13 protein-coding genes and 22 pseudogenes are annotated in these 23,061 nt (G+C 64.4%); 18 read left to right on the forward strand and 17 right to left on the reverse strand.

What is annotated here, in order from left to right; all coding sequences use genetic code 11:
• Nucleotides 1-101: 101 nt before the first annotated feature.
• From FQ389_RS22000 to FQ389_RS22010, 3 pseudogenes are all read right to left on the reverse strand, one after another.
• Nucleotides 102-209, reverse strand: a pseudogene (locus FQ389_RS22000) (fructosamine kinase family protein); the annotation flags it as partial.
• A gap of 58 nt (nt 210-267) precedes the next feature.
• Nucleotides 268-587: pseudogene (locus tag FQ389_RS22005) on the reverse strand (AMP-binding enzyme); the annotation flags it as partial.
• A gap of 122 nt (nt 588-709) precedes the next feature.
• Nucleotides 710-850, reverse strand: a pseudogene (locus FQ389_RS22010) (AMP-binding protein); the annotation flags it as partial.
• A 171-nt stretch (nt 851-1,021) separates the two neighbouring features.
• Between FQ389_RS22010 and FQ389_RS03820 the strand changes: the two are divergent.
• Nucleotides 1,022-1,252: pseudogene (locus FQ389_RS03820) on the forward strand (enoyl-CoA hydratase-related protein); the annotation flags it as partial.
• A 33-nt stretch (nt 1,253-1,285) separates the two neighbouring features.
• Here FQ389_RS03820 and FQ389_RS22015 read toward each other — a convergent pair.
• From FQ389_RS22015 to FQ389_RS22030, 5 genes and pseudogenes are all read right to left on the reverse strand, one after another.
• Nucleotides 1,286-2,221: pseudogene (locus FQ389_RS22015) on the reverse strand (cytochrome P450); the annotation flags it as partial.
• Between the two features lie 85 nt (nt 2,222-2,306).
• A pseudogene (locus tag FQ389_RS03830) lies at nt 2,307-3,027 on the reverse strand (acetoacetate decarboxylase family protein).
• 44 nt (nt 3,028-3,071) lie between these two features.
• A complete protein-coding gene (locus FQ389_RS22020; RefSeq protein WP_407662743.1) occupies nt 3,072-3,197 on the reverse strand; it encodes a hypothetical protein in 126 nt (41 codons plus the stop codon).
• Nucleotides 3,184-3,513, reverse strand: coding sequence for an LLM class oxidoreductase (locus tag FQ389_RS22025; RefSeq protein ID WP_407662744.1), 330 nt, complete (start codon nt 3,511-3,513; stop codon nt 3,184-3,186). The genes FQ389_RS22020 and FQ389_RS22025 overlap by 14 nt, the downstream gene beginning before the upstream one ends.
• Nucleotides 3,420-3,821, reverse strand: a complete 402-nt coding sequence (locus FQ389_RS22030; protein ID WP_407662745.1) for an LLM class flavin-dependent oxidoreductase — start codon at nt 3,819-3,821, stop codon at nt 3,420-3,422. Before FQ389_RS22030 ends, FQ389_RS22025 begins: the two co-directional genes overlap by 94 nt.
• Before the next feature lie 45 nt (nt 3,822-3,866).
• Here FQ389_RS22030 and FQ389_RS03840 point away from each other — a divergent pair, with 45 nt between their 5' ends.
• The 4 genes and pseudogenes from FQ389_RS03840 to FQ389_RS03855 all read left to right on the forward strand — a co-directional run bounded on the left by FQ389_RS03840 (nt 3,867) and on the right by FQ389_RS03855 (nt 7,540).
• Nucleotides 3,867-4,865 carry a Zn-ribbon domain-containing OB-fold protein gene (locus FQ389_RS03840; protein WP_144206106.1) on the forward strand — a complete coding sequence of 333 codons (999 nt, stop codon included), beginning with the start codon at nt 3,867-3,869 and terminating at the stop codon, nt 4,863-4,865.
• A 15-nt stretch (nt 4,866-4,880) separates the two neighbouring features.
• Nucleotides 4,881-5,945, forward strand: coding sequence for a thiolase domain-containing protein (locus FQ389_RS03845; RefSeq protein WP_144206107.1), 1,065 nt, complete (start codon nt 4,881-4,883; stop codon nt 5,943-5,945).
• Nucleotides 5,945-7,132 carry a thiolase domain-containing protein gene (locus FQ389_RS03850; RefSeq protein ID WP_144206108.1) on the forward strand — a complete coding sequence of 396 codons (1,188 nt, stop codon included), beginning with the start codon at nt 5,945-5,947 and terminating at the stop codon, nt 7,130-7,132. The genes FQ389_RS03845 and FQ389_RS03850 overlap by 1 nt, the downstream gene beginning before the upstream one ends.
• Nucleotides 7,132-7,540 (forward strand): annotated as a pseudogene (locus FQ389_RS03855) (nuclear transport factor 2 family protein). The gene FQ389_RS03850 and the pseudogene FQ389_RS03855 overlap by 1 nt, the downstream one beginning before the upstream one ends.
• Here the strand turns inward: FQ389_RS03855 and FQ389_RS03860 are convergent.
• Nucleotides 7,537-8,061 carry a gamma carbonic anhydrase family protein gene (locus FQ389_RS03860; protein ID WP_144206109.1) on the reverse strand — a complete coding sequence of 175 codons (525 nt, stop codon included), beginning with the start codon at nt 8,059-8,061 and terminating at the stop codon, nt 7,537-7,539. The pseudogene FQ389_RS03855 and the gene FQ389_RS03860 sit on opposite strands and share 4 nt — an antisense overlap.
• A gap of 114 nt (nt 8,062-8,175) precedes the next feature.
• On the opposite strand from FQ389_RS03860, the pseudogene FQ389_RS03865 reads away from it, so the two are divergent.
• Nucleotides 8,176-9,178: pseudogene (locus FQ389_RS03865) on the forward strand (Rieske 2Fe-2S domain-containing protein); the annotation flags it as partial.
• A 6-nt stretch (nt 9,179-9,184) separates the two neighbouring features.
• Here the strand turns inward: FQ389_RS03865 and FQ389_RS03870 are convergent.
• The 3 pseudogenes from FQ389_RS03870 to FQ389_RS03880 form a co-directional block, all read right to left on the reverse strand.
• Nucleotides 9,185-10,032 (reverse strand): annotated as a pseudogene (locus FQ389_RS03870) (sulfotransferase family protein); the annotation flags it as partial.
• A pseudogene (locus FQ389_RS03875) lies at nt 10,032-10,816 on the reverse strand (SDR family oxidoreductase). The pseudogenes FQ389_RS03875 and FQ389_RS03870, both read right to left, overlap by 1 nt.
• Nucleotides 10,810-11,331, reverse strand: a pseudogene (locus tag FQ389_RS03880) (hypothetical protein); the annotation flags it as partial. The pseudogenes FQ389_RS03875 and FQ389_RS03880, both read right to left, overlap by 7 nt.
• 39 nt (nt 11,332-11,370) lie before the next feature.
• Here FQ389_RS03880 and FQ389_RS18965 point away from each other — a divergent pair.
• A complete protein-coding gene (locus tag FQ389_RS18965; protein ID WP_260860488.1) occupies nt 11,371-11,766 on the forward strand; it encodes a LysR family transcriptional regulator in 396 nt (131 codons plus the stop codon).
• Nucleotides 11,767-12,064: 298 nt separating this feature from the next.
• Here FQ389_RS18965 and FQ389_RS03890 read toward each other — a convergent pair.
• Both FQ389_RS03890 and FQ389_RS18970 read right to left on the reverse strand, forming a co-directional pair.
• Nucleotides 12,065-12,662 (reverse strand): annotated as a pseudogene (locus FQ389_RS03890) (thiolase C-terminal domain-containing protein); the annotation flags it as partial.
• Nucleotides 12,655-12,863: pseudogene (locus FQ389_RS18970) on the reverse strand (hypothetical protein); the annotation flags it as partial. The pseudogenes FQ389_RS03890 and FQ389_RS18970, both read right to left, overlap by 8 nt.
• A gap of 104 nt (nt 12,864-12,967) precedes the next feature.
• Between FQ389_RS18970 and FQ389_RS03900 the strand changes: the two are divergent.
• Together FQ389_RS03900 and FQ389_RS03905 are read left to right on the forward strand one after the other, a co-directional pair.
• Nucleotides 12,968-14,120, forward strand: a pseudogene (locus tag FQ389_RS03900) (steroid 3-ketoacyl-CoA thiolase).
• 7 nt (nt 14,121-14,127) lie between these two features.
• On the forward strand, nt 14,128-14,514 hold the full coding sequence (locus tag FQ389_RS03905) for a hypothetical protein (protein WP_144206110.1): 387 nt from the start codon (nt 14,128-14,130) through the stop codon (nt 14,512-14,514).
• A gap of 25 nt (nt 14,515-14,539) precedes the next feature.
• On the opposite strand, the pseudogene FQ389_RS03910 reads toward FQ389_RS03905, so the two are convergent.
• A pseudogene (locus tag FQ389_RS03910) lies at nt 14,540-14,861 on the reverse strand (SDR family NAD(P)-dependent oxidoreductase); the annotation flags it as partial.
• 102 nt (nt 14,862-14,963) lie between these two features.
• Between FQ389_RS03910 and echA20 the strand changes: the two are divergent.
• Both echA20 and ipdA read left to right on the forward strand, forming a co-directional pair.
• Nucleotides 14,964-15,724: pseudogene (gene echA20, locus FQ389_RS03915) on the forward strand ((7aS)-7a-methyl-1,5-dioxo-2,3,5,6,7,7a-hexahydro-1H-indene-carboxyl-CoA hydrolase).
• Between the two features lie 47 nt (nt 15,725-15,771).
• Nucleotides 15,772-16,026: pseudogene (gene ipdA / locus FQ389_RS03920) on the forward strand (cholesterol ring-cleaving hydrolase subunit IpdA); the annotation flags it as partial.
• Between the two features lie 48 nt (nt 16,027-16,074).
• Here the strand turns inward: ipdA and FQ389_RS03925 are convergent.
• A pseudogene (locus FQ389_RS03925) lies at nt 16,075-16,360 on the reverse strand (SDR family oxidoreductase); the annotation flags it as partial.
• On the opposite strand from FQ389_RS03925, the pseudogene FQ389_RS03930 reads away from it, so the two are divergent.
• From FQ389_RS03930 to FQ389_RS03940, 3 pseudogenes are all read left to right on the forward strand, one after another.
• A pseudogene (locus FQ389_RS03930) lies at nt 16,348-16,726 on the forward strand (acyl-CoA dehydrogenase family protein); the annotation flags it as partial. The pseudogenes FQ389_RS03925 and FQ389_RS03930 sit on opposite strands and share 13 nt — an antisense overlap.
• A gap of 34 nt (nt 16,727-16,760) precedes the next feature.
• Nucleotides 16,761-17,694: pseudogene (ipdE2, locus tag FQ389_RS03935) on the forward strand (acyl-CoA dehydrogenase IpdE2).
• Nucleotides 17,691-18,919: pseudogene (locus FQ389_RS03940) on the forward strand (pyridoxal phosphate-dependent aminotransferase). The pseudogenes ipdE2 and FQ389_RS03940 overlap by 4 nt, the downstream one beginning before the upstream one ends.
• Nucleotides 18,920-19,113: 194 nt before the next feature.
• Here the strand turns inward: FQ389_RS03940 and FQ389_RS03945 are convergent.
• On the reverse strand, nt 19,114-19,944 hold the full coding sequence (locus tag FQ389_RS03945) for an arylamine N-acetyltransferase family protein (protein WP_144206111.1): 831 nt from the start codon (nt 19,942-19,944) through the stop codon (nt 19,114-19,116).
• 287 nt (nt 19,945-20,231) lie between these two features.
• Between FQ389_RS03945 and FQ389_RS23045 the strand changes: the two are divergent.
• The 4 genes and pseudogenes from FQ389_RS23045 to FQ389_RS22050 form a co-directional block, all read left to right on the forward strand.
• Nucleotides 20,232-21,151 (forward strand): annotated as a pseudogene (locus FQ389_RS23045) (serine/threonine-protein kinase); the annotation flags it as partial.
• A gap of 492 nt (nt 21,152-21,643) precedes the next feature.
• Entirely contained in the window at nt 21,644-21,844 is a 201-nt protein-coding gene (locus tag FQ389_RS22040) for a Kelch repeat-containing protein (RefSeq protein WP_407662748.1), read from the forward strand.
• 179 nt (nt 21,845-22,023) lie between these two features.
• Entirely contained in the window at nt 22,024-22,308 is a 285-nt protein-coding gene (locus tag FQ389_RS22045) for a Kelch repeat-containing protein (protein ID WP_144206112.1), read from the forward strand.
• Nucleotides 22,224-22,703 carry a Kelch repeat-containing protein gene (locus FQ389_RS22050; protein ID WP_186296264.1) on the forward strand — a complete coding sequence of 160 codons (480 nt, stop codon included), beginning with the start codon at nt 22,224-22,226 and terminating at the stop codon, nt 22,701-22,703. The genes FQ389_RS22045 and FQ389_RS22050 overlap by 85 nt, the downstream gene beginning before the upstream one ends.
• Nucleotides 22,704-23,061: the final 358 nt, after the last annotated feature.

Below are 23,061 nucleotides of genomic sequence, written 5' to 3' on the forward strand. Positions count from 1 at the left end.
TCAGATACTTTTATGCACAATTAATCTGACACACGTTCTACTAGCAGAAACCGTCCCCAAGAAAACCCTATAGAGAAAATATGCCGCTATGCTCCATTAAAGCGCTGGCGGAAAAGTTGCGTTAGGGCGCGCTGACTAATGTCGCCGGCGTCGTCGTAATGCGGGCAGCCGAACAGCGCGAGCATCGCCGGGTCGGATTCCCGGTGGCCGGCATCTCCCAGGTGAAGTACCCGGCCGGCACGTTCGGATTGCGTTTGACGAAGTCGGTCAAGCGGTCACGTGCGCAGCGTGCACGTCGTCGGCGGGCCGGGCCTCGGTCTGCTCCTTGGCCCAGCGGTAGTCCGGTTTCCCGGCGGGTGAGCGCTTCACCTCGTCGACCAGCCAAAGGCTGCGTGGCACTTTGTATCCCGCGATCTCGGACCGCACGAACGCGTCAAGCTCCGCCAGCGAAGGCCGCGTACCGGGACGGGCCTGCACCACGGCCGCGACATGCTGGCCGTAGCGGGGGTCGGGCACGCCGACCACCAACGCATGAAGACGTCCGGGTGACCTTTAAGGGCGGCCTCGACCTCTTCGGGATAGATCTTCGAGAGCTTCTCCTTAATGCTCGGCGAAAACAGGGCGGCGGTGGAGGCGAGCATGAACAGCGACGACAGGTCGTACTGGTTGCCCTGTATTTGACGTTCACCAGGATCGCGTCGGCCTTGACGATGCCGAGCATCGCAATGACAATTTCAATGCGGTTGCGGTAGTAGAGTCCGACTTTGTCGTCTTTCTTCACGCCCTGTTCGATGAGATAGTGCGTGAAGCGGTTGGCCTGCTCTTCGAGCCCGGCGTAGGTGAGCCGCATATGAGGGCGACACGGTCAGGCACGGCGTCGATGGCGTGCTCGGCAAGATCGGCAATATTCAGGGCCACGGCCACCAAATTAGAACGTGTTACATTTCTTGACAAGTTCATGGTCGATGTGGAGGGAAAGGCGGGAGCCGTGGCCCCTGATAACGGTCAAGCGCAAGCAAAGGTGGAATCCAGTCCTCAGGAGGCAGACGCGCTGGTGGAGCAACGCGGCCACACCTTGATCGTGACGATGAACCTGCCGCACCGGCGCAACGCGTTGAGCACGGAAATGATGGACATCATGGTGCAAGTGTGGGATCGCGTCGACAACGACGACGACATCCGCTGCTGTATCCTCACCGGCGCCGGTGGCTACTTCTGCGCGGGGATGGACCTGAAGACAGCAACGCAAAAGCAATCGACGCGCTCGCCCACGCGACGGAACTCCAAAGTGCGTCCCGAAACCGAACGCGAGGTGGTTGTTCGAGTAGCGCTCGATAGTTGAACTTCTCCGGCTCGTCGAAAACCTTCTCGTCGAAATTGGCCGACTCGAACAGCAGGATCGTCTTCTCGTCCTCGCGCAACTGCGTGCCGTGGAACTCGGTGTCCGCGGTGACCGTGCGGGCTATGTTCTTCACCGGCGCGGTCCAGCGCAACATCTCTTCAATCGCGTTGGACAACAAGCTCAAATCGCGTGCCAGCCGCCGGTGCTGATCCGGATGCAAGAGCAGTTGCCGGGTGCCGCCGGACAGCGTGTGTCGGGTGGCCTCGTCACCGCCGATCAAACAACAGCAGCACCTCGGTGACGATCTGGTGGTCCTCCAGCCGGGAGCCTTCGACCTCCGCGTGCACGAGAACGCTGACCAGATCATCGGTCGGAGTTTTTGCGCGCCTCGATCATGCCCATCATGTACTCGGGGTAGGCGGCGAAGGCGTCGATCGTGACCTGGACATCGGCCTCGGCAGCGGTGCTGCTCAACGCGGCGACCAGATCGTCGGACCATTTGAGGACATCTCGCGTTCCTCGGGCAGCACGCCGAGCATGTCGCCGATGACCGCCATCGGCAGCGGCGCGGCCAGGTCCCAGACGAAGGCACCTGCCGCGTTCGCACACGGCGTCGATCAGCGTTTCGCACAGCGAGGTGATCTTGGATTCCAGGTCTTTGACCCGTTTGCGGGTAAAGCCGGAGTTGACGAGCTTGCGGCGCAACAAGTGCTGCGGATCGTCCATTTCGATCATCATCTCGACGCCGGGCTGGTCGGGGCGGATGCCGCCGGCATTCGAGAACAGCTCCGGTTTGCGTTCGGCGTCGATCACGGCCTGGTAGGTCGACGCCGCGGCCAGCCCGTTACGGTACCGGAAGACCGGCTCGTTCTCACGCATCCACTTGTAGACCGACCGCGAGTCACCAGCGTAGAACGTCCCGTCGGTCAGGTCGACGTCGGGTTGGTCTTCAGAGCGGGAAGGATCATGAGATCTCCTGGGCGTCGCCGAATGTTATCCGTACATGGTTTGCCGAGCTGGACAAGGCCTAGCGAGACAAGCTCTTTCGCATAGGGGTTATCGCCCAGCCCGACGCGCACCCCGTCGAGCCGGGTTCGCACCCCGTCGAGCGTGTGATCGAACGCCGTCTCGCGGGTGATCCCGTCGCGGTGCGAGTAGCTGCGCTGCGCCTGGGTGCGGGGCATCAGCCGGATCGGCAGCCCGGGCCGGAAGTCCATGCCGATCACCAGTTACCCGTCGACGGTGCAGTCGAAGCCGAATTGGCGGCCGTCCCGAATCGTGAAGTCCGCCATGACTTTCGGATAGCCCCAGATCTTCGTGCCGGCCTCGAGCGTGAATGGTTGATCGACGGGCAGATGGTGGATGAACGCTCCGGCCGACCGCAGCGCCCGGGGCCCGCCGGCGGTCGACCCGGGCGGGTTGACCATGACGCTGGTGCCGAACTCGTGGTACTGCCCCAGGTCGCCGTCGATGTAATGCATCAGCATCAGGACCACCACCGCGCGAAGCATCAGGACCACCACCGCGCGACCGGGCAGATACCGGCAGACCTGCAGGCCGCTGTAGTCGATCAGCTGCTGAGCGGCGTCGGCGTCCACCGAGAACATCGCCATGTGCTGCTTTGCCCTGCGGATCTGCACCGGCATGGTGACCGCGGTGCCGATGATGTGCTGCGCGGCTGTCATCCGGTCAATCTAGAACCCGTTCTATTTACGGGGCAAGCCCTACCTTAGATCAGCGCGGCGAGGTCCCTTACCTGCTGCGGAGTGCGGCCCGACACCACCATCATCGTGACCCCGGCGGCTTCCCAGGCCGCGATCTGCTTACGGACGTAGTCGATGTCACCGACGATCATTGAGTCGTCGACGAGGCTCGTCCGGGATGATCTCGGCGGCTCGTTCTTTGCCGTCCTTGCGTCCACTGCGGAATAGCTTGGTGACGTCCTCGACCACCTGCTCGTAGCCCATCCGGCGGTAGACGTCGGCGTGGAAGTTGGTGTCCTTGGCGCCCATGCCGCCCATGTACAGCGCCAGGTGCGGCTTGATCGCCGCGTGGGCGGCGGCCCGGTCGTCGGTGACTACGAATTGGGCGGTCGCGCAGATCTCGAAGTCCGCACGGGTGCGGCGGGCGCCGGGCCGGGCGAAGCCCTCGTCGAGCCATTCGTTGTACATGTCGGCCATCCGCGGCGTGTAGAAGATCGGCAGCCACCCATCGCAGATCTCGGTGCCAGCGCGACGTTCTTCGGCCCCTCGGCGCCCAGCATGATCGGAATGTCGGCCCGCAGCGGATGGGTGATCTGCTTGAGCGGCTTGCCCAGGCCCGTGGTTCCCTCACCGGTCCGAGGCAGCGGGTAGTGGGGTCCGTCACTGGTCACCGGCTTTTCGCGGGCCCAGACCTGCCGGATGTTGATGTATTCGCGGGTGCGGGCCAGCGGCTTGGGAGCGGGCTGGCCGTACCGGCCGTGATGGATTCCATCCAAAAGAAATATTTGAAACGATTCTTAGAACCTGTTCTACTTTAAGGTGTGACAGCCACTTCGAGCGGCCCGACCACGACCGATCACTCCGAGCCGCCTCTTTCAGCGCCGTTGACCCTGGCCTTCAACTACACCCGTTCGGTGGGTTCTACGCTCGGCAAGTTCTTCACCGCACTGCGTGAGCACCGCATCCTCGGGGTGCGCGGATCGGATGGCCGGGTGCATGTGCCGCCGGCCGAATACGACCCGGTGACCTATGAACCGCTGGATGAAATGGTACCGGTCTCGCCGGTCGGCACCGTGGTCTCCTGGACCTGGCAGCCCGAGCCGCTGCAAAGCCAGCCGCTGGACCGGCCCTTCGCGTGGGCGCTGATTAAGCTCGACGGAGCCGACACCCCGCTGCTGCACGCGGTGGATGCCGGCGAACCCGCCAAGATCAAGACCGGCACGCGGGTGCACGCACATTGGGCCGACGAAACCGTCGGCGCGATCACCGACATCGCGTACTTCGCCCTCGGCGAGGACACCGAGCCCGAGGGCCCCGCGGACGCAGCGAGCGACAAAGACCCGGTCACGATGATCGTCACGCCGATCTCCCTGACGATCCAGCACACCGCATCTCACGAGGAGAGCGCGTATCTGCGCGCCATCGCCGAGGGCAGACTGCTGGGTGCCAAGACAGGCGAAAACGGCAAGGTGTACTTCCCGCCGCCCAGCGCCGACCCCGCGACCGGCCTGCCCATCACCAACTTCGTCGAACTGCCGGACAAGGGCACCGTGACGACGTTCGCGATCATCAACATCCCGTTTCAGGGCCAGCGCATCAAGCCGCCCTATGTGGCGGCCTACGTGCTGCTCGACGGCGCCGACATCCCCTTCCTGCATCTGGTCGCCGACATCGACGCCGACAAGGTGCGGGTGGGCATGCGGGTGGAGGCGGTGTGGAAACCCCGCGAGGAGTGGGGATTTGGCATCGACAACATCGAGTACTTCCGGCCTACCGGTGAGTCGGACGCCGACTACGACACCTACAAGCACCACCTGTAAAAGGCCCCACTGCACATGAGCGAACGCAACGTTGCGGTCGTCGGCTTTGCCCACGCCCCGCATGTCCGCCGCACCGACGGCACCACCAACGGTGTCGAGATGTTGATTCCCTGCTTCGCCCAGCTGTACAAGGACCTGGGCATCACCAGAACCGACATCGGATTCTGGTGTTCCGGGTCTTCCGATTACCTTGCCGGACGCGCCTTTTCGTTCATCTTCGCGATCGACTCGATTGGCGCCGTGCCGCCGATCAACGAGTCACACGTCGGGATGGACGCCGCCTGGGCGCTATACGAGGCCTACATCAAGATCCTGACTGGTGAGGTCGACACCGCGCTGGTGTACGGGTTCGGCAAATCTTCGGCAGGGGTGCTACGGCAGATCCTGTCACGCCAGACCGATCCCCACACCGTCGCGCCGCTGTGGGCGGACTCGATTTCGCTGGCCGGACTGCAGGCCCGGATGGGACTGGAAAGCGGCAAGTGGAGCGACATCCAGATGGCCCGCGTCGCCTTCGATTCCTTCGCCAACGCCAGCCGCGTCGACCGGGTGGAGCCGCCGGTCAATGTCGAGGCACTTCTCGACCGCCCCTTCTTCGCCGATCCGCTGCGACGCCACGACATCGCACCGATCACCGACGGCGCCGCTGCAATCGTGCTCGCCGCCGACGACCGCGCCCGTGAATTACGCGAAAACCCGGCCTGGATAACCGGAATAGACCATCGGATCGAAACCGGAGTGCTGGGCGCGCGCGATCTCACCGAGTCGCCGTCGGCTAAGGCCGCGACCAAGGCGGCCACCGGCGGCACCACCGCGAACATCGACGTCGCCGAGATCTACGCCCCGTTCACCCACCAGCACCTGATCTTGATGGAAGCCATCAGGATTCCTGGAAAGACGAAAGTCAATCCGTCCGGCGGCGCACTGTCGGCCAATCCCATGTTCACCGCCGGACTGGAACGCATCGGATTTGCCGCACAACACATCTGGAATGGTTCTGCAAACCGGGTCCTCGCGCACGCCACCAGTGGGCCTGCGCTGCAACAGAACCTGGTCGCGGTCATGGAAGGAAAGAACTGATGGCCAACGCCGGCGCGCAGCTCGCCGCGGTACTGGGTACCGGGCAGACCAAGTATGTAGCCAAGCGCAAAGACGTGTCGATGAACGGCCTGGTGCGTGAGGCGATCGACCGTGCGCTGGAGGACTCTGGTTCGACCTTCGACGACATCGACGCCGTGGCGGTCGGGAAGGCGCCGGATTTCTTCGAGGGCGTGATGATGCCGGAGTTGTTCATGGCCGACGCGATGGGCGCCACCGGCAAGCCGCTGATCCGGGTGCACAACGCCGGTTCGGTCGGCGGATCCACCGCCATTGTCGCCGCCAGCCTGGTGCAGTCCGGTAAGTATCGTCGCGTGCTGGCGATGGCCTGGGAGAAGCAGTCGGAATCAAATGCCATGTGGGCGTTGTCGATTCCGATTCCATTCATCAATCCGGTGGGCGCGGGCGGTTACTTCGCCCCGCAAGTGCGGTCCTACATCCGCCGGTCGGGCGCACCGCTGAACATCGGTGCCATGGTCGCCGTCAAGGACCGGCTCAACGGGGCCCGCAACCCGCTGGCCCACTTGCACCAGCCCGACATCACCGTGGAAAAGGTGATGGAGTCCCCCATGCTGTGGGACCCGATCCGCTACGACGAGACCTGCCCGTCCTCCGATGGTGCGGCCGCGGTCGTCATCGGCAACGAGGAAATCGCCGATGCACGCCTGGCGCAAGGACATCCGGTGGCCTGGATTCACGCCACCGCGCTGCGCACCGAGCCGTTGCAATTCTCTGGTCGCGACCAGGTCAGTCCGCAGGCCGGCCGCGACGCGGCGGCCGCGCTGTGGGCCGCGGCCGGGATTAAGAGCCCGATCGACGAGATCGATGCCGCCGAGATCTACGTGCCGTTGTCCTGGTTCGAGCCGATGTGGTTGGAAAACCTGGGTTTTGCCGCCGAGGGTGAGGGATGGAAACTCACCGAGGCCAACGAGACCAAGATCGGGGGATGGCTGCCGGTGAATCCCTCCGGTGGGGTGTTGTCCTCGAACCCGATCGGCGCCTCGGGATTGATCCGGTTCGCGGAGTCGGCGATCCAGGTGATGGGTAAGGCCGGCGACCATCAGGTGCCCAACGCTCGAAAGGCGTTGGGCCACGCCTACGGTGGCGGTTCGCAGTACTTTTCGATGTGGGTTGTGGGCGCCGACAAGCCCGAAGGGGTCGGCGTGTGATGGCCGGGCATCCCGCGCACGAGGCAGGCCGGCGCTCTCTTGAGGTCGTGATGGCCAGGGACAAGTAGGCGTGGCTGGTGGTGTTCGCCGACGACGCCATCGTCGAGGACCCCATCGGGCCCTCGGTGTTCGCCTCCGAAGGCGTCGGGCACCGGGGCCGCGGCGCGATCGCGGCGTTCTGGGACAAGGCGATTGCCCCGACGACGAAGATCGAGTTAGTTTTCAGCGACACCTAATCAGTGCGGCAATGAGGAAGCCAACGTCGGGCACATTCTCATCACGACGGACGACTACCAGACGACCGCCGAAGGCGTGTTCTCCTACAAGGCCAACGACGACAGCAAGTTGGTGGCGCTGCGCGCATATTGGGAGATGGAGCGCGCCGCCGCCAACATGCGCAAGATCTAGATCGGCTCCAGCCCGTCGAGGTGCCGCTGCGCCAGGTCGCGGTAGGTCTGCGGGTTGAGTTTGACCCACATCTCCGCACCCGTTCCAGCGATCGGGCCCTTGATCTGAGCCGGCGCCCCCACGACGAGAACGCCGGAGGGAATCTGGGTGCCGGCCGTCACCAGCGAGTGCGCCGCGATCAAGCTGCGCGCCCCGATCACCGCCCCGTCCAGCACGGTGGCGTGGTTGGCGATCAACGCCTCGGCGCCGACGTGTGCCCCGTGCACGACGCACAGGTGGGCGACCGTCGCGCCCGGCCCGATATCGACGGGGATCCCGGGCGGCGCGTGCAACACCGAACCATCCTGCACATTGGCGCCCTCGCGCACCACGATCGGCCCAAAGTCACCGCGCAGGACGGCGTTGAACCACACCGACGCGCCGGCTTCGACCGTGACATCGCCGATCAGAGTCGCGGTCGACGCCACGAACGCCGTCGGATCGATCCGCGGCACGCAACCTTCGAAAGCAAACAGCGGCATCGTCTAGATATACCCCAGTCGGAATATGCCGTGGTTATGGCCACTGTCGTTGCGCGGCCGCGCCACAAAAATGTAACGTGTTCTAGTTAGAGGGCACAACATCGGAGGTGACTGGTGATTACCGACACCAAAGCGGTCGGCATCCGGGAGATCGATCCCGGCGCCTTGCCGACCAGGCCCGCTCGGGGCGGGCATTGCCTGGGCGTCGCGAAAGACTTCCAGGACGGCTAGCCGCACTCGATCCAGGCGTTCGGCACCAAGCTGGTGGTGTTCGCCGATTCGCACGGCGACATCAAGGTCCTCGACGGCCACTGCCGTCACATGGGTGGCGACTTGTCCGAGGGCACCATCAAGGGCGACGAGGTTGCCTACCCGTTTCACAACTGGCGCTGGGCCGGCGACGACCGCTGCAAGTTGGTGCCCTACACCAAACGCACGCCCAAAACCGCCCGCACCCGCGCCTGGACCACCGACGTCCGTGGCGGCCTGTCGTTCGTCTGGCACAACCACGATGGAAATCCGCCGGACCCCGCGGTGCGCATCCCCGAGATTCCCGAAGCCCACTCGGACGAGTGGACCGATTGGCGATGGAACCGCATCCTCATCGAGGGATCCAACTGCCGGGACATCATCGACAACGTCACCGACATGGCGCACTTCTTTTACATCCACTTCAGCTTGCCGACCTACTTCAAGAACGTCTTCGAGGGTCACATCGCCTCGCAGTACCTGCATAACGTGGGGCGGCCGGACGTCAACGATCTCGGAACTTCTTACGTGAAGCGCATCTGGACTCCGAGGCGTCCTACTTCGGGCCGTCGTTCATGATCAACTGGCTGCACAACAGCTACGGCGGATACAGGGCCCAAGTTGATCCTCATCAACTGCCACTACCCGGTGACACGGAACTCGTTCGTCCTGCAATGGGGCGTGATCGTCGAAAAGCCCAAGGGCATGGACGAAGAGACGACCGACAAGCTGTCGCGCGCGTTTACCGAAGGCGTCAGCAAGGGTTTCCTGCAAGACGTCGAGATCTGGAAGCACAAGACCCGGATCGACACCCCCCCCACTGCTGGTCGAGGAAGACGGTGCTGTTTACCAGTTGCGCCGCTGGTATTAGCAGTGCGCCGTGGAAGGTCGTGGACAACCCTTCGGCGGTGTGCTGCGCCGCGAGCACATCGATGCCAGAATGGTCTCCACCAGCCGATGGGTCTGGATCACCAACGCGTCGGGATAGGTGTCCAGCAACGCATCCAGCGCGAAGAGGTGGCTGGGATTCTTGAGCACCCAACGCTTTTCGTCGTCGTTGAGACCGACGAGTTTCAGGTTGCGATGGTGCCACCGGTAGGACGGCGTCCAATCCTGCTGCGACAACCACTGTTGAGTAGCGGGTTAGGTGTGCCAGGGTCTCGTACGACACCGAATGCAGCGAATGCCGCAGCAGCTGCCAGCAATCCTCCAGTTCATAGGCGGCCATGAAATGCAATCCGGTGTAATCCGGGTTTTCCCGGTGATGCTGGGTGAACTGCGTGTCCAACTGCCGGTACCACGGGTTGGAGTCCCAGGTCTCGCGTGGCGGACGCGGCTGCGGGAAATCGGCCAGCAGCAGGTGCAGACCCTGATGGCGGGGTCCGCACCCAGCAGGTGGTGCAAGATCGTGGTGCCGGTGCGTGGCAACCCGGTGACGAAAATCGGTCGTTCGATGGCTACGTCGGCGTGCGCCGGGTACTGCTTCCATGCGGCTTCGGAGAGCAGCCGGGCCACACCAGGGCGCCACGCAGGAAGAACCGATTCATCTTGCTGACCAACGGGGTTAGATTGGCGTCGCGCTGGTAGGAGTCCAGCAGTACCCCGAGTGCTTCACGGTTGCCCGTCGTCGGGGCCGAAGTCGTCCAGTCCGACGAGTTTGGTCGCCGACGCGTGCAGGTCCTCGACGGCGCCTATATCTGTCCGGCCGGCTAGGTCAGGAATCAGGTGTGGCACTCCTCGCAGTTGACGTCCAGGGTCTGGCCGGTGATGCCGTTGGACAGATCGCTGGCCAAAAACAGGATCGCCGAGGCGACCTCGTCTTCGGTGGGCAGCCGCTTGAGGTCGGAGTTCTCCGCGGTCGCCTGGTAGATCTGTTCGGCCATGGTGCCGTACTTGCCCGCCTGGTGGTTGAAGTAAGACTGTAACGTGTAACCCCAGACATAGCCGGGCGCAACCGAATTGACGTGAATTCCCTGGTCTCCCAGCTCGGTGGCCAGCGAGTGTGACATGGACATCAGCGCGGATTTGGCCATCTTGTAGGCGCCGTACTTCGCCTGCGAGTGCCGCAGCACCATGGAGTTGACGTTGACCACCGACCCGTGCGACGCGGCCAGTGCCGGGGTGAAGGCCTGGATCAACCGCAATGTTCCCAGCGCGCTCAACTCGATGGCATCGCGGATGTGCTGAAACGTGGTACTGGCCAATGGTTTCATCGACGGCACCCGGAACGCGTTGTTGATCAGCACGTCGGCTTTGCCGTAGGTGGCCATGGTCTGCTCGACGAGGTTGTTCACCTGATCATCGTCGGTGATGTCAGTACACACCGCCAACGCCTGGTGGCCGACATCTTTGATCTGCTGGGCGACGTCCTCGAGCCGCTCGGCGGTGCGGGCCGCAAGCACCAGGTCCGACCCAGTCGCGCGCACATCGGTGCGCCAGCGTTGGCACCGATGCCAGAGCCGACACCGCTGATGATGACTACCTTCTTGTTGAGCATCCCTAGCATGGTCGCCCCAGCATCCTTGCTTGAATTTGTTGGTAACGCAGCGAAATTCGATCTAGCCAAGCGTCCTCGGAGATCTTGTTGTGATCGAAATACGGCAGCACGGGCGGCACCTTGTCGATGTCGACGATCGCGACGGTCGGACCGTCGGCGTCGGTGAGCTCACGGGACACCCGCTGCTAGCGGAACTGCAGGAAGCCCCGACGATGGCCCAGCGTCTCGACCCAGTTCGTCACTCCCGGGCTTTGGTCGGCCACCACGATGCGCACCATGCCGTCCGGATCCACTTGCGCCTGAGTGTTGTTCAGGGAGGTCTGATGGTTGATGTAGTCCAGCGAGATGTACCAGAGGCTGCCCAGTTGGAAACCGAGATAGGGCGCATCCGACATCGGGATCGTGATCACCATCGCCTGATCCGGCCGCAGATCGAAGTGCCCGACCGATGAGTACTGGGTGGCCAGGCCGCCCGGCGTCAGCCGCGGCGGCACCATTGTGTTGACCGGGATGTCCAGATAGAAACCATCTATAGTTAATCTGTACTGCCGGAGCTTCGCCATCTGGGATATCTACAGGCAGTAGCCGATCACGGGAATTTCACCCGCGCCGAGCAGGACCTGCACGTCTCCCAACCCACGCTTTCCCAACAGATCTGCCGACTGGAACGCGGCGTCGGCGCGCAGCTTCTTGACCGCAGCTGCCGCTCGGTGCGTCTCACCGATGCCGGTGACGCCTACCTCGCGCACGCGCGACGCGCTCTGCGTGAACTGGCCGCAGGCGAGCGCTCGGTCAACGACGTCAACGACCTGTCCCGCAGCGAGCTCCGCCTGGCCGTGACTCCGATGTTCGCCACCTATCTGATCGGGTCGCTGATCGCCGAACTGCACAACCGGCACCCCGGCATCACCGTCAAGTGTTGGAAGCCAACCAGAACCACTTCTAAACCCGGTTGCTGACAGACGAACTCGATATCGGAATCGCTTTCGAACAACCGCACCTTCCCGCCATCACCGTCGCGCCGCTCTTCGCGGAAACACTCGTCGTCACAAGCCCCGCCACTCCAACCGAACCACTGACCCGTCACAGCATCGGCCGGCTCCGCTGGTTCTGCTCACACCCGACTTCGACACCCGCGGCCACATCGACGCCAACTTTGCCGAGCACCGCATCACGCCGCGCATCATGATGGAGGCCAACTCCATTCAGTAGATCGCCGAGCTAGTTCGCCACGCACCGCTGGCCACGGTGGTGCCCCGGGTTCACCGACGTTCCGCGCAACTGCCGCACCCCATCGGCGATGCCGTTCATGCCGTGGATGTAGGCCTCACCCAGTTGCCCGCCGTGCGTGTTGATGGGCAGCCGCCCGCCGATTTCCATTGCACCATCGGCGATGAAGTCTTTGACCTCACCCTTGGCGCAGAATCCCAACTCCTCCAACTGAATCAGCGTTAACTTCGTGAAATGGTCGTAGATGACGGCGGTCTGAATGTCGGCCGGCGACAACCTCGACTGCGCCCACAGCTGACGACCCACCAAACCCATCTCAGGCAAACCCAGTTCGTCACGGTAATAGCTGACCATCGTGTACTGGTCGGAACTGTGACCCTGTGACGCCGCCTCGATGACAACTGGCTGCTGCTTGATGCCGCACGCCCGATCCACCGAGGTCACCACGATCGCGACCGCACCGTCAGTCTCCTGGAAGCAATCGAGCATCCGCAACGGCTCGGTGATCCACCGCGAATTTTGGTTATCCTCAATGGCTATAAGCTTTTTAGAAATAAGGTTTCGGGTTCTTGGCGACGTGCTTGCGGTCGGCCACCGAGATGGCGCCGAAATCCCGGCTCGTGGTGCTTGGTGACGATCCAGTAGCCGTGGTCCTCGAAGCCACCGGTGCCGCCCGGAATGTCGACCCAGGGAATGGGCTCGCCTTGCGCAGCTCGGCTAGCTCTGCAATGGGCAGCCCCGCCAGGTTCACGTCGGGGTCGAGAAAATCGAAGTCTGCGGGAATGTTTGGGGGGTGCCATCTGAGTGCGCTCCTTTTACAACACAAATTGCAACATGTTCTAGTGCCAGTAAAACACGGCTCTTGAGCAGATAAAAGCAGGTTAACATCGTCGCTTGTCAGAGTAATGAAACGTGTTCTAGCCTGAAAGAATGGGTAAGCCTGTCATCGTTGAAGCCACACGCAGTCCCATCGGCAAACGGAACGGATGGCTGTCCGGTCTGCACGCCACCGAGTTGCTGGGGGCCACGCAGAAGGCGCTCGTCGACAAGGCCGGTATCGACCCCCGGCATGGTCGAGTAAATCGTCGGCGGCTGCGTCACGCAGTTCGGCGAGCAGTCCAACAACATCACCCGTGTCAGCTGGCTCGTGGCCGGCCTGCCCGACCACGTCGGTGCGATGACCGTCGACTGCCAGTGCGGCAGCAGTCAGCAGGCCAACGGTCTGGTCGCCGGCCTGATCGCCGCGGGCGCCATCGGCGTCGGCATCGAGGCGATGAGTCGCGTCGGGCTGGGCGCCAACGCCGGCCCGGACCACAGCATCCTGCGGCCCGCGTCGTGGGACATCGACCTGCCGGACCAGTTCACCGCCGCCGAGCGCATCGCCAAGCGGCGCGGCATCACGCGCGAGGACATCGATCAGTTCGGCTTCGACTCCCAGCGCAAGGCCAAGCAGGCTTGGGCCGAGGGCCGGTTCGACCGCGAGATCAGCGGCATCGAAGCGTCGGTGCTCGACGAGAACAAGCGGCCCACCAGCGAACGTCACGTCGTCACCAAGGACCAGGGCCTGCGCGACACCACCCTCGAGGGTCTGGCGTCGCTGAAACCGGTGATCGAGGGCGGAATCCACACCGCGGGCACGTCATCGCAGATCTCAGACGGTGCCGCCACGGTGTTGTGGATGGACGAGGACAAGGCCAAGGCGCTGGGGCTGCGGCCCCGCGCCCGCATCATCAGCCAGGCGCTGGTCGGCGCGGAGCCGTCCTACCACCTGGACGGCCCGGCGCAATCCACCGCCAAGGTGCTCGAGAAGGCTGGTATGAAGATGGGCGACATCGACATCACCGAGATCAACGAGGCCCTCGCGTCGGTGGTGCTGTCGTGGGCGCGAGTGCACAACCCGGACATGGACAAGGTGAACGTCAAGGGCGGCGCGATCGCGTTGGACCACCCGGTGGGCAGCACCGTCAGCCGGTTGATCACCACCGCGCTGCACGAGCTGGAACGCACCGACCAAACCACTGTGCTGATCACGATGTGCGTCGGCGGCGCGCTGTCCACCGGCACCATTATCGAACGCATCTAACCGCTCGGTGATCGTCTCCGAAACAGACCGCATCGCCGCCGCGCAGGCCTATATCGACGCGCTGGTCAGCCACGACGGCGACGCGGTCCCGTTCGCTCCCGGCTGCACCCGGGTCGAGCAGGGTATCAAGAACGGGTTCTGCGGAAATCACCTGCGGCGCAGCCTTAATCGCGGTCCGCAGTATCGCGTGATCGCCGAGACGACACCGCCGGACTATTCCATCGTCGGCGACGAGGTGCGCGCCGACTACGTGGTGCTGACCAAGGCGGCGTCCGGCGGCCGTCGGCTGGCCGCCCGGGTCGACGAGACATTTCTGATCCCCGCCGAAAGCCCAACCGGGCAAGCCGAAATCCAGCACATCAAGGTTCGGTTTTATCCGTTCATTCAGCGCTAGAAAGCCGCAATTCATGGAAAATCCCAGAAACCAGCAGTGCGCCAATGAGGTTAAGCTCGATAAGCTTGCGGTTGAACTTCGGGCTGGACTCCGCGGTCAACACGTACGGCGAGCCGCCGGCGTTGTTGACCACAACGTCGAGCCGACCGTGCCTCTCAACGATCGTGTCGATCAGCGTCTTGACGGCTTCCTCGTCGCGAACATCGCAGAAACTCAACGGCAGTCCCTCGAACCGCGCGCCGGGCGCAGGCGATCACGGTCGCGCCTTGCTGCGCGAAAACCGCGCTGATGCCGATGCCGACCCCGCCGGTCACCAAAACGACCCGCCCGGCCAGTCCCAGATTGATGGCCCCCCGACAGGGAGCCTGCCTCGGCGCGAGTCACTGTGCTAATGTACCAAGCAAATGATTGCTTAGGTAGTCGGCCGCGATTTCTCCAGGAAGTGCCAATTGACGATCACATACACAAGCACCGAGCCGGGCATAGTCGCGGTCACCGTCGACTATCCACCCGTCAACGCCATCCCGTCGCAGGGCTGGTTCTAACTCGCCGCCGCGATCACGGCTGCGGGCGCCAATCCCGAGACGCACGCCGTGATTCTGCGGGCGGAGGGCCGCGGGTTCAACGCCGGCGTCGACATCAGGGAGATGCAGCGCACCGAAAATTTCACCGCGCTGATCGACGCCAACCGAAGTTGCTTCGCCGCCTTTCGCGCCGTCTACGAATGCGCCGTGCCCGTCATCGCGGCGGTGAACGGTTTCTGGTGTCGGCGGCGGTATCGGCCTGGTCGGCAATGCCGACGTAATCGTCGGCCTCCGACGACGCCACCTTCGGGTTACCGGAGGTGTAACGCGGCGCGCTCGGCGCGGCAACGCATTTGTCGCGGCTGGTGCCGCAGCACATGATGCGCCGGTTGTTCTTCACCGCCGCCACCGTGGATGCCGTGACCCGGCACCACTTCGGTTCGGTGCACGAGGTGGTGCCGCGCGACGAGCTCGACGAGGCCGCACTTCGGGTTGCCCAGGACATCGCCGCGAAAGACACCCGGTTCATCTGAGCCGCCAAGGAAGCGCTGAACTTCATCGACGTGCAGCGCGTCAACTCGAGTTACCGCATGGAACAAGGCTTTACGTTCGAACTGAACCTCGCCGGGGTGTTCGACGAGCACCGAGACGCCTTCGCCGGCACGGCGAAGGGTGAGAAGTCCTAGCCGCCTGCAACGATGCAGACCGAAGTGATGAAGAGGAGAGGCGCCTAGTGGCCGACAAGAGGACCACTCTCGACGAGGCCGTCGCGCAATTGCGCAGCGGCATGACCATCGGCATCGGGGGCTGGGGATCCCGGCGCAAGCCGATGGCGTTCGTGCACGCCATCCTGCGCACCGACGTCAAAGACCTCACCGTGGTCACTTACAGCGGTCCGGACCTCGGCCTGCTGTGCGCGGTGGGCAAGGTCAAGCGGGTCTACTACGGCTTCGTCTCGCTGGATTCGCCACCCTTCTACGACCCGTGGGCGTCGGCTATTGACCTGACCGGTCACACGGTCCATCCGATCAGAATATCAACCAAGCGATTGCTTGGCTAGTTGGGATAGCGAGTGCTGGCTGGACACCGAGATTACCTCGCCGGTGAGGTAACTCGAGTACTCACTGGCCAGGAACGCGATGGTGGCCGCGACTCCCCACGGCTCGGCGGCGCGACCGAAGGCCTCCCCGGCGGCCAACGGGACCAGCAGTTCGGCCGACGACGTCTTTTCCAGAAACTTGTGCCGCGATGCTCGGTGACACCGCGTTGATACGGACCCCGTATTCGGCGGCTTCGATTGCGCTGCAACGGGTCAGCGCCATTGACCGACACCGTCGCCTACGCCAAGCAGCGCATCCAGTTCGGCCTGGTCGTCGGCTCGTACCAGGCGATTAAACATAAGCTGGCCGACGTGCACATCGCCGTCGAACTGGCACGCCCGCTGGTGTACGGCGCGGCGCTGGCGCTGGCTGACGATCCGGGGCGCCGCGACGCGCTACGTCAGCGCGGCCAAGGCCGCGGCCGCCGACGCCGGCCTGCTGGCCGCTCGTGCGGCGTTGCAGACCCACGGCGCCATCGGGTTCACCCAGGAACTCGACCTCTCTTTGTGGCTGCTGCGGGTACAGGCGCTGCGATCGGCCTGGGGCACGCAGGAAGCGCACAAGCGCCGGGTGCTGGAGGCACTGTGAACCGCGGGGTCTACGATGCGGAGGAGCGGCGCTGATGACCGACGAACGGGAACTGTTGCGCGAGACCGTCGCCGCGCTGGTCGCCAAACACGCCAACCCGGCCGCGGTCCGCGCGGCAATGGAATCCGAGCGCGGCTACGACGACGGGCTGTAACACCTGCTGTGTGAGCAGGTCGGCGCCGCCGCCCTGGTGATTCCCGAGGAACTGGGCGTCGCTGTCGGTGAATTATATTATGCCGCAACGGTTTTGCAGGATATCGGCCGGTCCCTGGGGCCCTCGCCGCTGCTGGGTACCACGTGGGCGGAGCTGACGTTGTTGGCCGCGCCGGAGCCGGACACCGAAACGCTGGAATCTTTGGCCGCCGGAACCTCGATCGGGGCGCTCGTGCTCTATACCGACTATGTGGTCAACGGCGACACCGCCGACTTTGTCGCCGCCGCCGAAGACGGGCGGTTGAGCCGGTGGACCCAGTTCAGCGCCCAGCCTGCGGCGACGGTGGACCCCACCTGCCGGCTGGCCGCCCTGCGGCCGCAGGGCACCGTAGCGCTGGGCCCCGACCCCCGGGCTGGCCGACACCGCGGCGATCCTGCTGGCGCCGAGCACTGCCTGCAGCTGACCGTCGAATTACACCAAGAGCCGTGTGCAATTCGACAGGCCTATCGGTAGTTTCCAGGCGCTCAAACACCGGACGGCCGACCTGTACGTCATGCCCGCTGGCGCCAAGGCCGTGGTGTCGGAGGCCTGCACCGACCCCACCCCCACCACCGCGGCCACCGCTCGGCTGGCCGCCACCGAGGCGCTGTGTACTGAGGCGGGCGAGGGCATTCAGCTGCATGGGGGCATCGCGATTACCTGGGGGCACGACGTGCACTTGTATTTCAAACGCGCGCACGAAAGCGCCCAGCTGCTCGGCACACCCCGAGACATGCTGCGCCGACTGGAATCCGAGGTGTTCCAAACCTCGTGAACGACTCCGTCGCACTGCGCGCCGGCATCCCGCCGTTCCACGTGATGGACGTCTGGCTGGCGGCTGCTGAACGTCAACGCAGCCACGGCGATCTGGTCAACCTGTCCGCCGGCCAGCCCAATGTGGGCGCGTCCGAACCCGTGCGCGCGACCGCGGCCGCCGCCCTGCAGCGCAACCAGCTGGGCTATACCGTAGCCTTGGGCATACTCGAGCTGCGCGCCGCTATTTCCATGCATTATCAACGAGTACACGGAATTTCCGTCGACCCCGACACGGTGGTCATCACGACCGGCTCGTTGGGCGGGTTCTTGTGGCATTCCTGGCGTGCTTCGACGTCGGCGATCGGGTCGCGATGGCCAGTCCCTGCTACCCGTGCTACCGGAACATCCTGTCCGCGTTGGGATGCGAGGTGGTCGAGCTCCTCTGCGGCGAGCAGACCCGATTCCAGCCCACCGCACAGATGTTCGCCGAACTCGACCCGCCGGTACGCGGTGTCGTCGTTGCCAGCCCGGCCAACCCCACCGGAACGGTAATACCGCCGGAGGAACTGGCGGCTATAGCGTCCTGGTGCGACGCCTCCGGGGTGCGGTTGATAAGCGATGATGTCTACCACGGCCTGGTCTACTACGGCGCTCCGCAGACCAGCTGCGCCTGGCATACCTCGCGAAATGCCGTGGTGGTCAACAGCTTTTCGAAGTACTACGCGATGACCGGATGGAGGCTGGGCTGGCTGCTGGTACCGCCGGAGCTGCGCCACGCGGTGGATTGCCTGACGGGGAACTTCACCATCTGCCCGCCGGTGCTCTCCCAGATCGCCGCGGTGGCCGCCTTCACCCCGGAGGCGACCGCGGAGGCCGACGGTAATCTGGACCACTATGCGGTGAACCGGACGTTGCTGCTGGACGGCCTACGCAGAATCGGCCTCGACCGACTGGCGCCCACCGACGGCGCGTTCTACGTTTATGCCGACGTGTCGGAGCACACCGAGGACTCGCTGGCGTTCTGCTCGAAGTTGTTAGCCGACACCGGTGTTGCGATAGCCCCGTGTATCGACTTCTATACCGGGCAGGGACACAAGTTCGTCCGGCTCTCCCTCGCCGGACCAACGCGCGACATCGAAGAGGCCCTGCGTCGGGAAGGCCATTGGATCCATGATCGTCGTGTGCGCCCCGAAGAACGCCGTGAACATGATCATCATCAGGCCCATGTCGTGGAACAGGAGTAGACATAGGCGCACGTCTTATTTGCCGCACCGGTTCGCTATGGCGCAGATCACCCCGGAGGTCTTTCGGCGCTGCGCATGCCGTGATAAATCCGGTGGAGCGCTGGGGAAATGATTTGCCAAGTTCCCATTTTGGGCGCACTTTCGGCTCATTTCCCGTCCCCGCGAGCGGCGGGCGGGCAAACGCGTCAGGCCGGTCAACCGTCGAGCACGTTTGCGATCCGCGCCTCGAGCTGATCGCGGGGGGCGACGCCGTCGATGTCGATGCCGAACCGGCCGGCGAGGGTGTCGATGACCGAGGCCGCATCGTCGAGGACGACCTTCTCGGTCCCGCCGGCGCGGTGAATTGCCAGGTGCCGGCCGGAAAGATTGATCCGGGCGTCCTCGGTGACCAGCGCGGCGATCAGGCCGGTCACGAAGTGCGAGCCGGGATTGGTCGAGACGTACCAACTGCCGACCGTGAGGTCGATCTGCGGTTGGGTCTGGGCGGTGAATTCGTAGAGCGACTGCCACTCATCGCGCACCTGGGCCTGCAGCACCAGGCCGTCGCCGCGGTCCTGCAACCGGTAGGGTTCGTGCGTTGTGTGCTGGACGGTGCTGGTTTCGAGGCGGATGGGCGACGTCAGGGTCTGGCCGCCGAAACCGACGTCGACGAGGTACGACCCCTGCGAGCCGGGGAACGTGACCGCCAGTGCGGTGTGGGTCATCGGCGGCACCGGCGCGTCGGGCGGCAGCATCCAGACTACCCGCCCGGCCAGCCGGCGCACCCGGAACCCGAGCTCGGTCAGCACGTAGCCCATCAGCCCGTTCTGTTCGTAGCAGTAACCACCGCGGCGCCGGCGCACCAGCTTGTCGAACAGCGCCCCGGGCCCCAGGTCGCCGACCGGCACGCCCAGCACCGGGTCGAGGTTCTCAAACGGGATGGTCCCGATGTGGGCGGTCATCAGGTCCTGCAGCACCCCTAGCGTCGGCTCGGCGGGACCACGGTAGCCGACGCGGTCGAAGTAGCTGGCCAGGTCCAGTCGCATGTGTCCATTGTGACCGAGGGTCGGTGCCCGGGAAATACGCGGCGTTCAAAGGCATTTGGCGACGACCCGGGCGCGACCCCGGTCGCGGCGCGGGATGCCCGGTCGACGGGAGATCGTCCTGTGGGCAACGGCCGCCGCTCCCAATCCGCGAATTCCGCTCAGCAACGGCACCGACCACGATTTTACCGTCGCATTGATCGTGGTCGAATTGCGCCCCGGGAGAGTTGCCGAGGGATACTCTTGAACTCGAGAATTCGACAATCGCGGGGAAGTAGAGCGTCACAAATATGGGTGATGGGGTCCCCTACAAAGCGTCGGCGCCGGCGCCGAGCGGCATCATCGCCGAGTTGGCTGCGACAGACTTGAGGATGCACGTCAGGTGGCCAGGGACGGGGGCCGGAGTTATCTACTGGCCTACGAAACGACGCTCGGTCGTAACGTCGCGATCAAGCTGTTGCCCTCGCATATCGACGACGAGGGCCGGGAACGCTTTCTGCGCGAAGGCTATGCGATGGACGGCCTGTCAAGACATCCGAACATCGTCAACATCCTGCGGGTCAGGGTCGCCGAGAGCGGCCGGCCATACATCGTGATGCCGTACATGTCCTCAGACTTTCTGGCGGTCCGGTTGCGCCGCGAAGGGCCGGCCCCTAGCCCGAGGCATTGCGAATCGGCGTAAAGCTCTGCGGGGCATTGGAAACGGCCCACCAAAGCGGGCACCTTGCACCGCGACATCTAGCCCGCCAACGTTTTGGTCAGCGATTACGGTGACCCGCTGCTCAGCGATTTCGGCATCGCCCACATCGAAGGCGGTTATGAGACGGCGACCGGGTTTTCTCCGGAACAATAGACGGTTTTCTCCGGAACAATAGACTACGCCGCGCCCGAGATGATGACCGGCAATCCGGCGACGGTCGCGTCCAACCTGTACTCACTGGACGCCACCATCTATGCGCTGATCGCCGGCGGGGCCGCCCACGAACGCAAGAAAGACGAAGACCTGGTCGCGCAGTACCTGCTGAATCAAGCACGACGCGGATCCCAGACATGCGCCCGAGGGGAATCCCCGACGCGGTGTGCGCCGCGATCGAGCATGCGATGGCGATCGACCCGGCGGACCGGCCGTCCTCCGCGGCGGAATTCGGCCGCGAATTGCAGTCCGCGCAGCGTCTGAACGGCTTACGGCCCGATTCGATGGTGATCACCAGCCCTGCGCCGGACCCGGCCCGGACAGCGAGCCCGACGTCGACCGTCGCACCGGCGGCCGCTTCGCCCGCCACGGTCGCCGCGACGCCTGACGGCACCACCTCGACTGTTCCCAAACCCCGTCGCCCGCGGCCGACCCAGGCCCCACCCAGGCGGGCAGTGACGTCATCGGCGGCGCTTCCCCATGCCTGGGGCCGCCGGAGACGGACGAGTTCTCCAAGGCCGCGAACATCTCCTGCGGCCAGCCGTCCGCAGCCGGGTCGGTCCCGCCGCTGGCGCAAGTCGTTGCTGGTGAAGACGCGGGAGTGGTTCGCGGAACCGGGCCAGAAGCGCAAGCACGTGGCGTTGGTCGCCGGCGCCGCGGTGGTGGTCGTGCTGCTGGTCGTGAGCGGGCTGTACTTCGGCCTCTTCCCCGACAAGGCCCAGAAACACACCACCGGGCCCGCCCCCGCCGGCCCCGGTGGTGTGGAAGCCGATCACGAACGACCGCGTAGTGCACGAGACGGCCACGACACAGGTCGACAGCACGATCTGGATCTTCAGCGGGATCCGCTGCGACGGCGCGGTCACCGCACTGCAGGAGTGTTACGACCCCGTCATCGACAGCTGGAAGGGTGCCGACGACCTACCCGTCGGCGTTCAGCGCGCGATGGCGGTCAACTGGCAGAGAAACCCGGTCGTGCTCGGCGGCTGAAAGAAGGTCGGCGCCAAAAATGTTGCGACAAACTAGTTTTGGCGTGTTGTCAACAGCCGTTGGGTGGAGCTGCCGCATCTGCTGCAGCCGCGCGCGGCAGCGGTGGCGGGGTGGTCAGCGACCGTCTGATCGTCACCGGCGGCGTGGACGCCAACGGCGCGCTGCTGAATACCACTTAGGTGTTCGACGGCAACTCGTGGAGCCTGGGCACCATCCCGACACCGCGACAGCTGCTGGCCGGCGCCCCGGACGGCAAGCTGCTCTACACCGTCAGCGGCACCACCGGGGACTCCGACCAGTTGAACGTCGAGGCCTACGACCCCGTCGCCAAATCGTGGACGACGTTGCCCCCACTTCCCCAGGCGCGCTCGATTTCGGCGTGGCCATCGTCGACGGCCAGCTGGTGGCCGTGGGCGGCGTGTCCGGCGGCCAGGTCCTTAAGAGCGTCTCGGTGTTCGACCTGACGGCCAGGACGTTGGGCGAGTTGCCGGACATGTCGACCCCGCGGCACGGCGTGGCCGTCGCGGCGGTGAAGAAGTTCGTGTACGCGATCGGCGGATCGAGTGCGGTCGGGGCCGCTGGCGGTCTGCCCGGGCATGAAGGCCAGGCTGTGATGCCGCGGGTTGCAGCCCAGAAACCGCAGCCAAGCCGGCGGCCAGTCGTCGGCGTCGGCTTCTTTCTGCCCGCCATATACGGGCCGTTCTGGTCGCTGCTGATGCAACTCCTGCCGAGTTTACTGATGGGCGCGGGCGGGATTGATCAACTTCGCGGGCCAGATTGCCGGGTTTGTGTTACCCATCGTGATCGGTTGGACGATCGCCGTCACCGGAACGTACACCGCCGGATTTCTGTTCCTTGAATCGGCCGTAGTCTGTCTCTTGATTACGGCAAGCCTGTGCGAACCAAGTCAGGCTCCCAACGTCCGGACATCGGTGTCGACATCGTTGGCGGAGATCCGCCGGCTCGATGAACAAGTTCTGGCGTTCGAAGAGGTTTTTTGCCGATGACGCGATGGCACAGGCTGAGCTCTTGGAGGGACAAGATTCCGGAGTCGACGACTAGCCGTTGCGCGGCGTGACGCTCGGGTAAAAGACGTCTTCGAGCTGAGCGGTCGCACATCGGGCAACGGGAATCGCGCGGTTTTCGACATGCTGCCGCGCAAAGTCCCGGAGGACGACGCTCCCCTCATCCGGCTGCTGCGCGACGCCGGCGCGATC

The sequence above is a fragment of the Mycobacterium tilburgii genome, assembly GCF_902168065.1.
Lineage (GTDB): Bacteria > Actinomycetota > Actinomycetes > Mycobacteriales > Mycobacteriaceae > Mycobacterium > Mycobacterium tilburgii.

Excerpts from the sequence above, each read along its gene's own strand:
- FQ389_RS03845 (WP_144206107.1), top strand. The coding sequence starts at position 4,881 with ATGAGCGAACGCAACGTTGCGGTCGTCGGCTTTGCCCACGCCCCGCAT.
- FQ389_RS03860 (WP_144206109.1), bottom strand. The coding sequence starts at position 8,061 with ATGCCGCTGTTTGCTTTCGAAGGTTGCGTGCCGCGGATCGATCCGACG.
- FQ389_RS03945 (WP_144206111.1), bottom strand. The coding sequence starts at position 19,944 with ATGCGACTGGACCTGGCCAGCTACTTCGACCGCGTCGGCTACCGTGGT.
- FQ389_RS22020 (WP_407662743.1), bottom strand. The coding sequence starts at position 3,197 with ATGATCGTCGGTGACATCGACTACGTCCGTAAGCAGATCGCGGCCTGG.
- FQ389_RS22025 (WP_407662744.1), bottom strand. The coding sequence starts at position 3,513 with ATGTACAACGAATGGCTCGACGAGGGCTTCGCCCGGCCCGGCGCCCGC.
- FQ389_RS03850 (WP_144206108.1), top strand. The coding sequence starts at position 5,945 with ATGGCCAACGCCGGCGCGCAGCTCGCCGCGGTACTGGGTACCGGGCAG.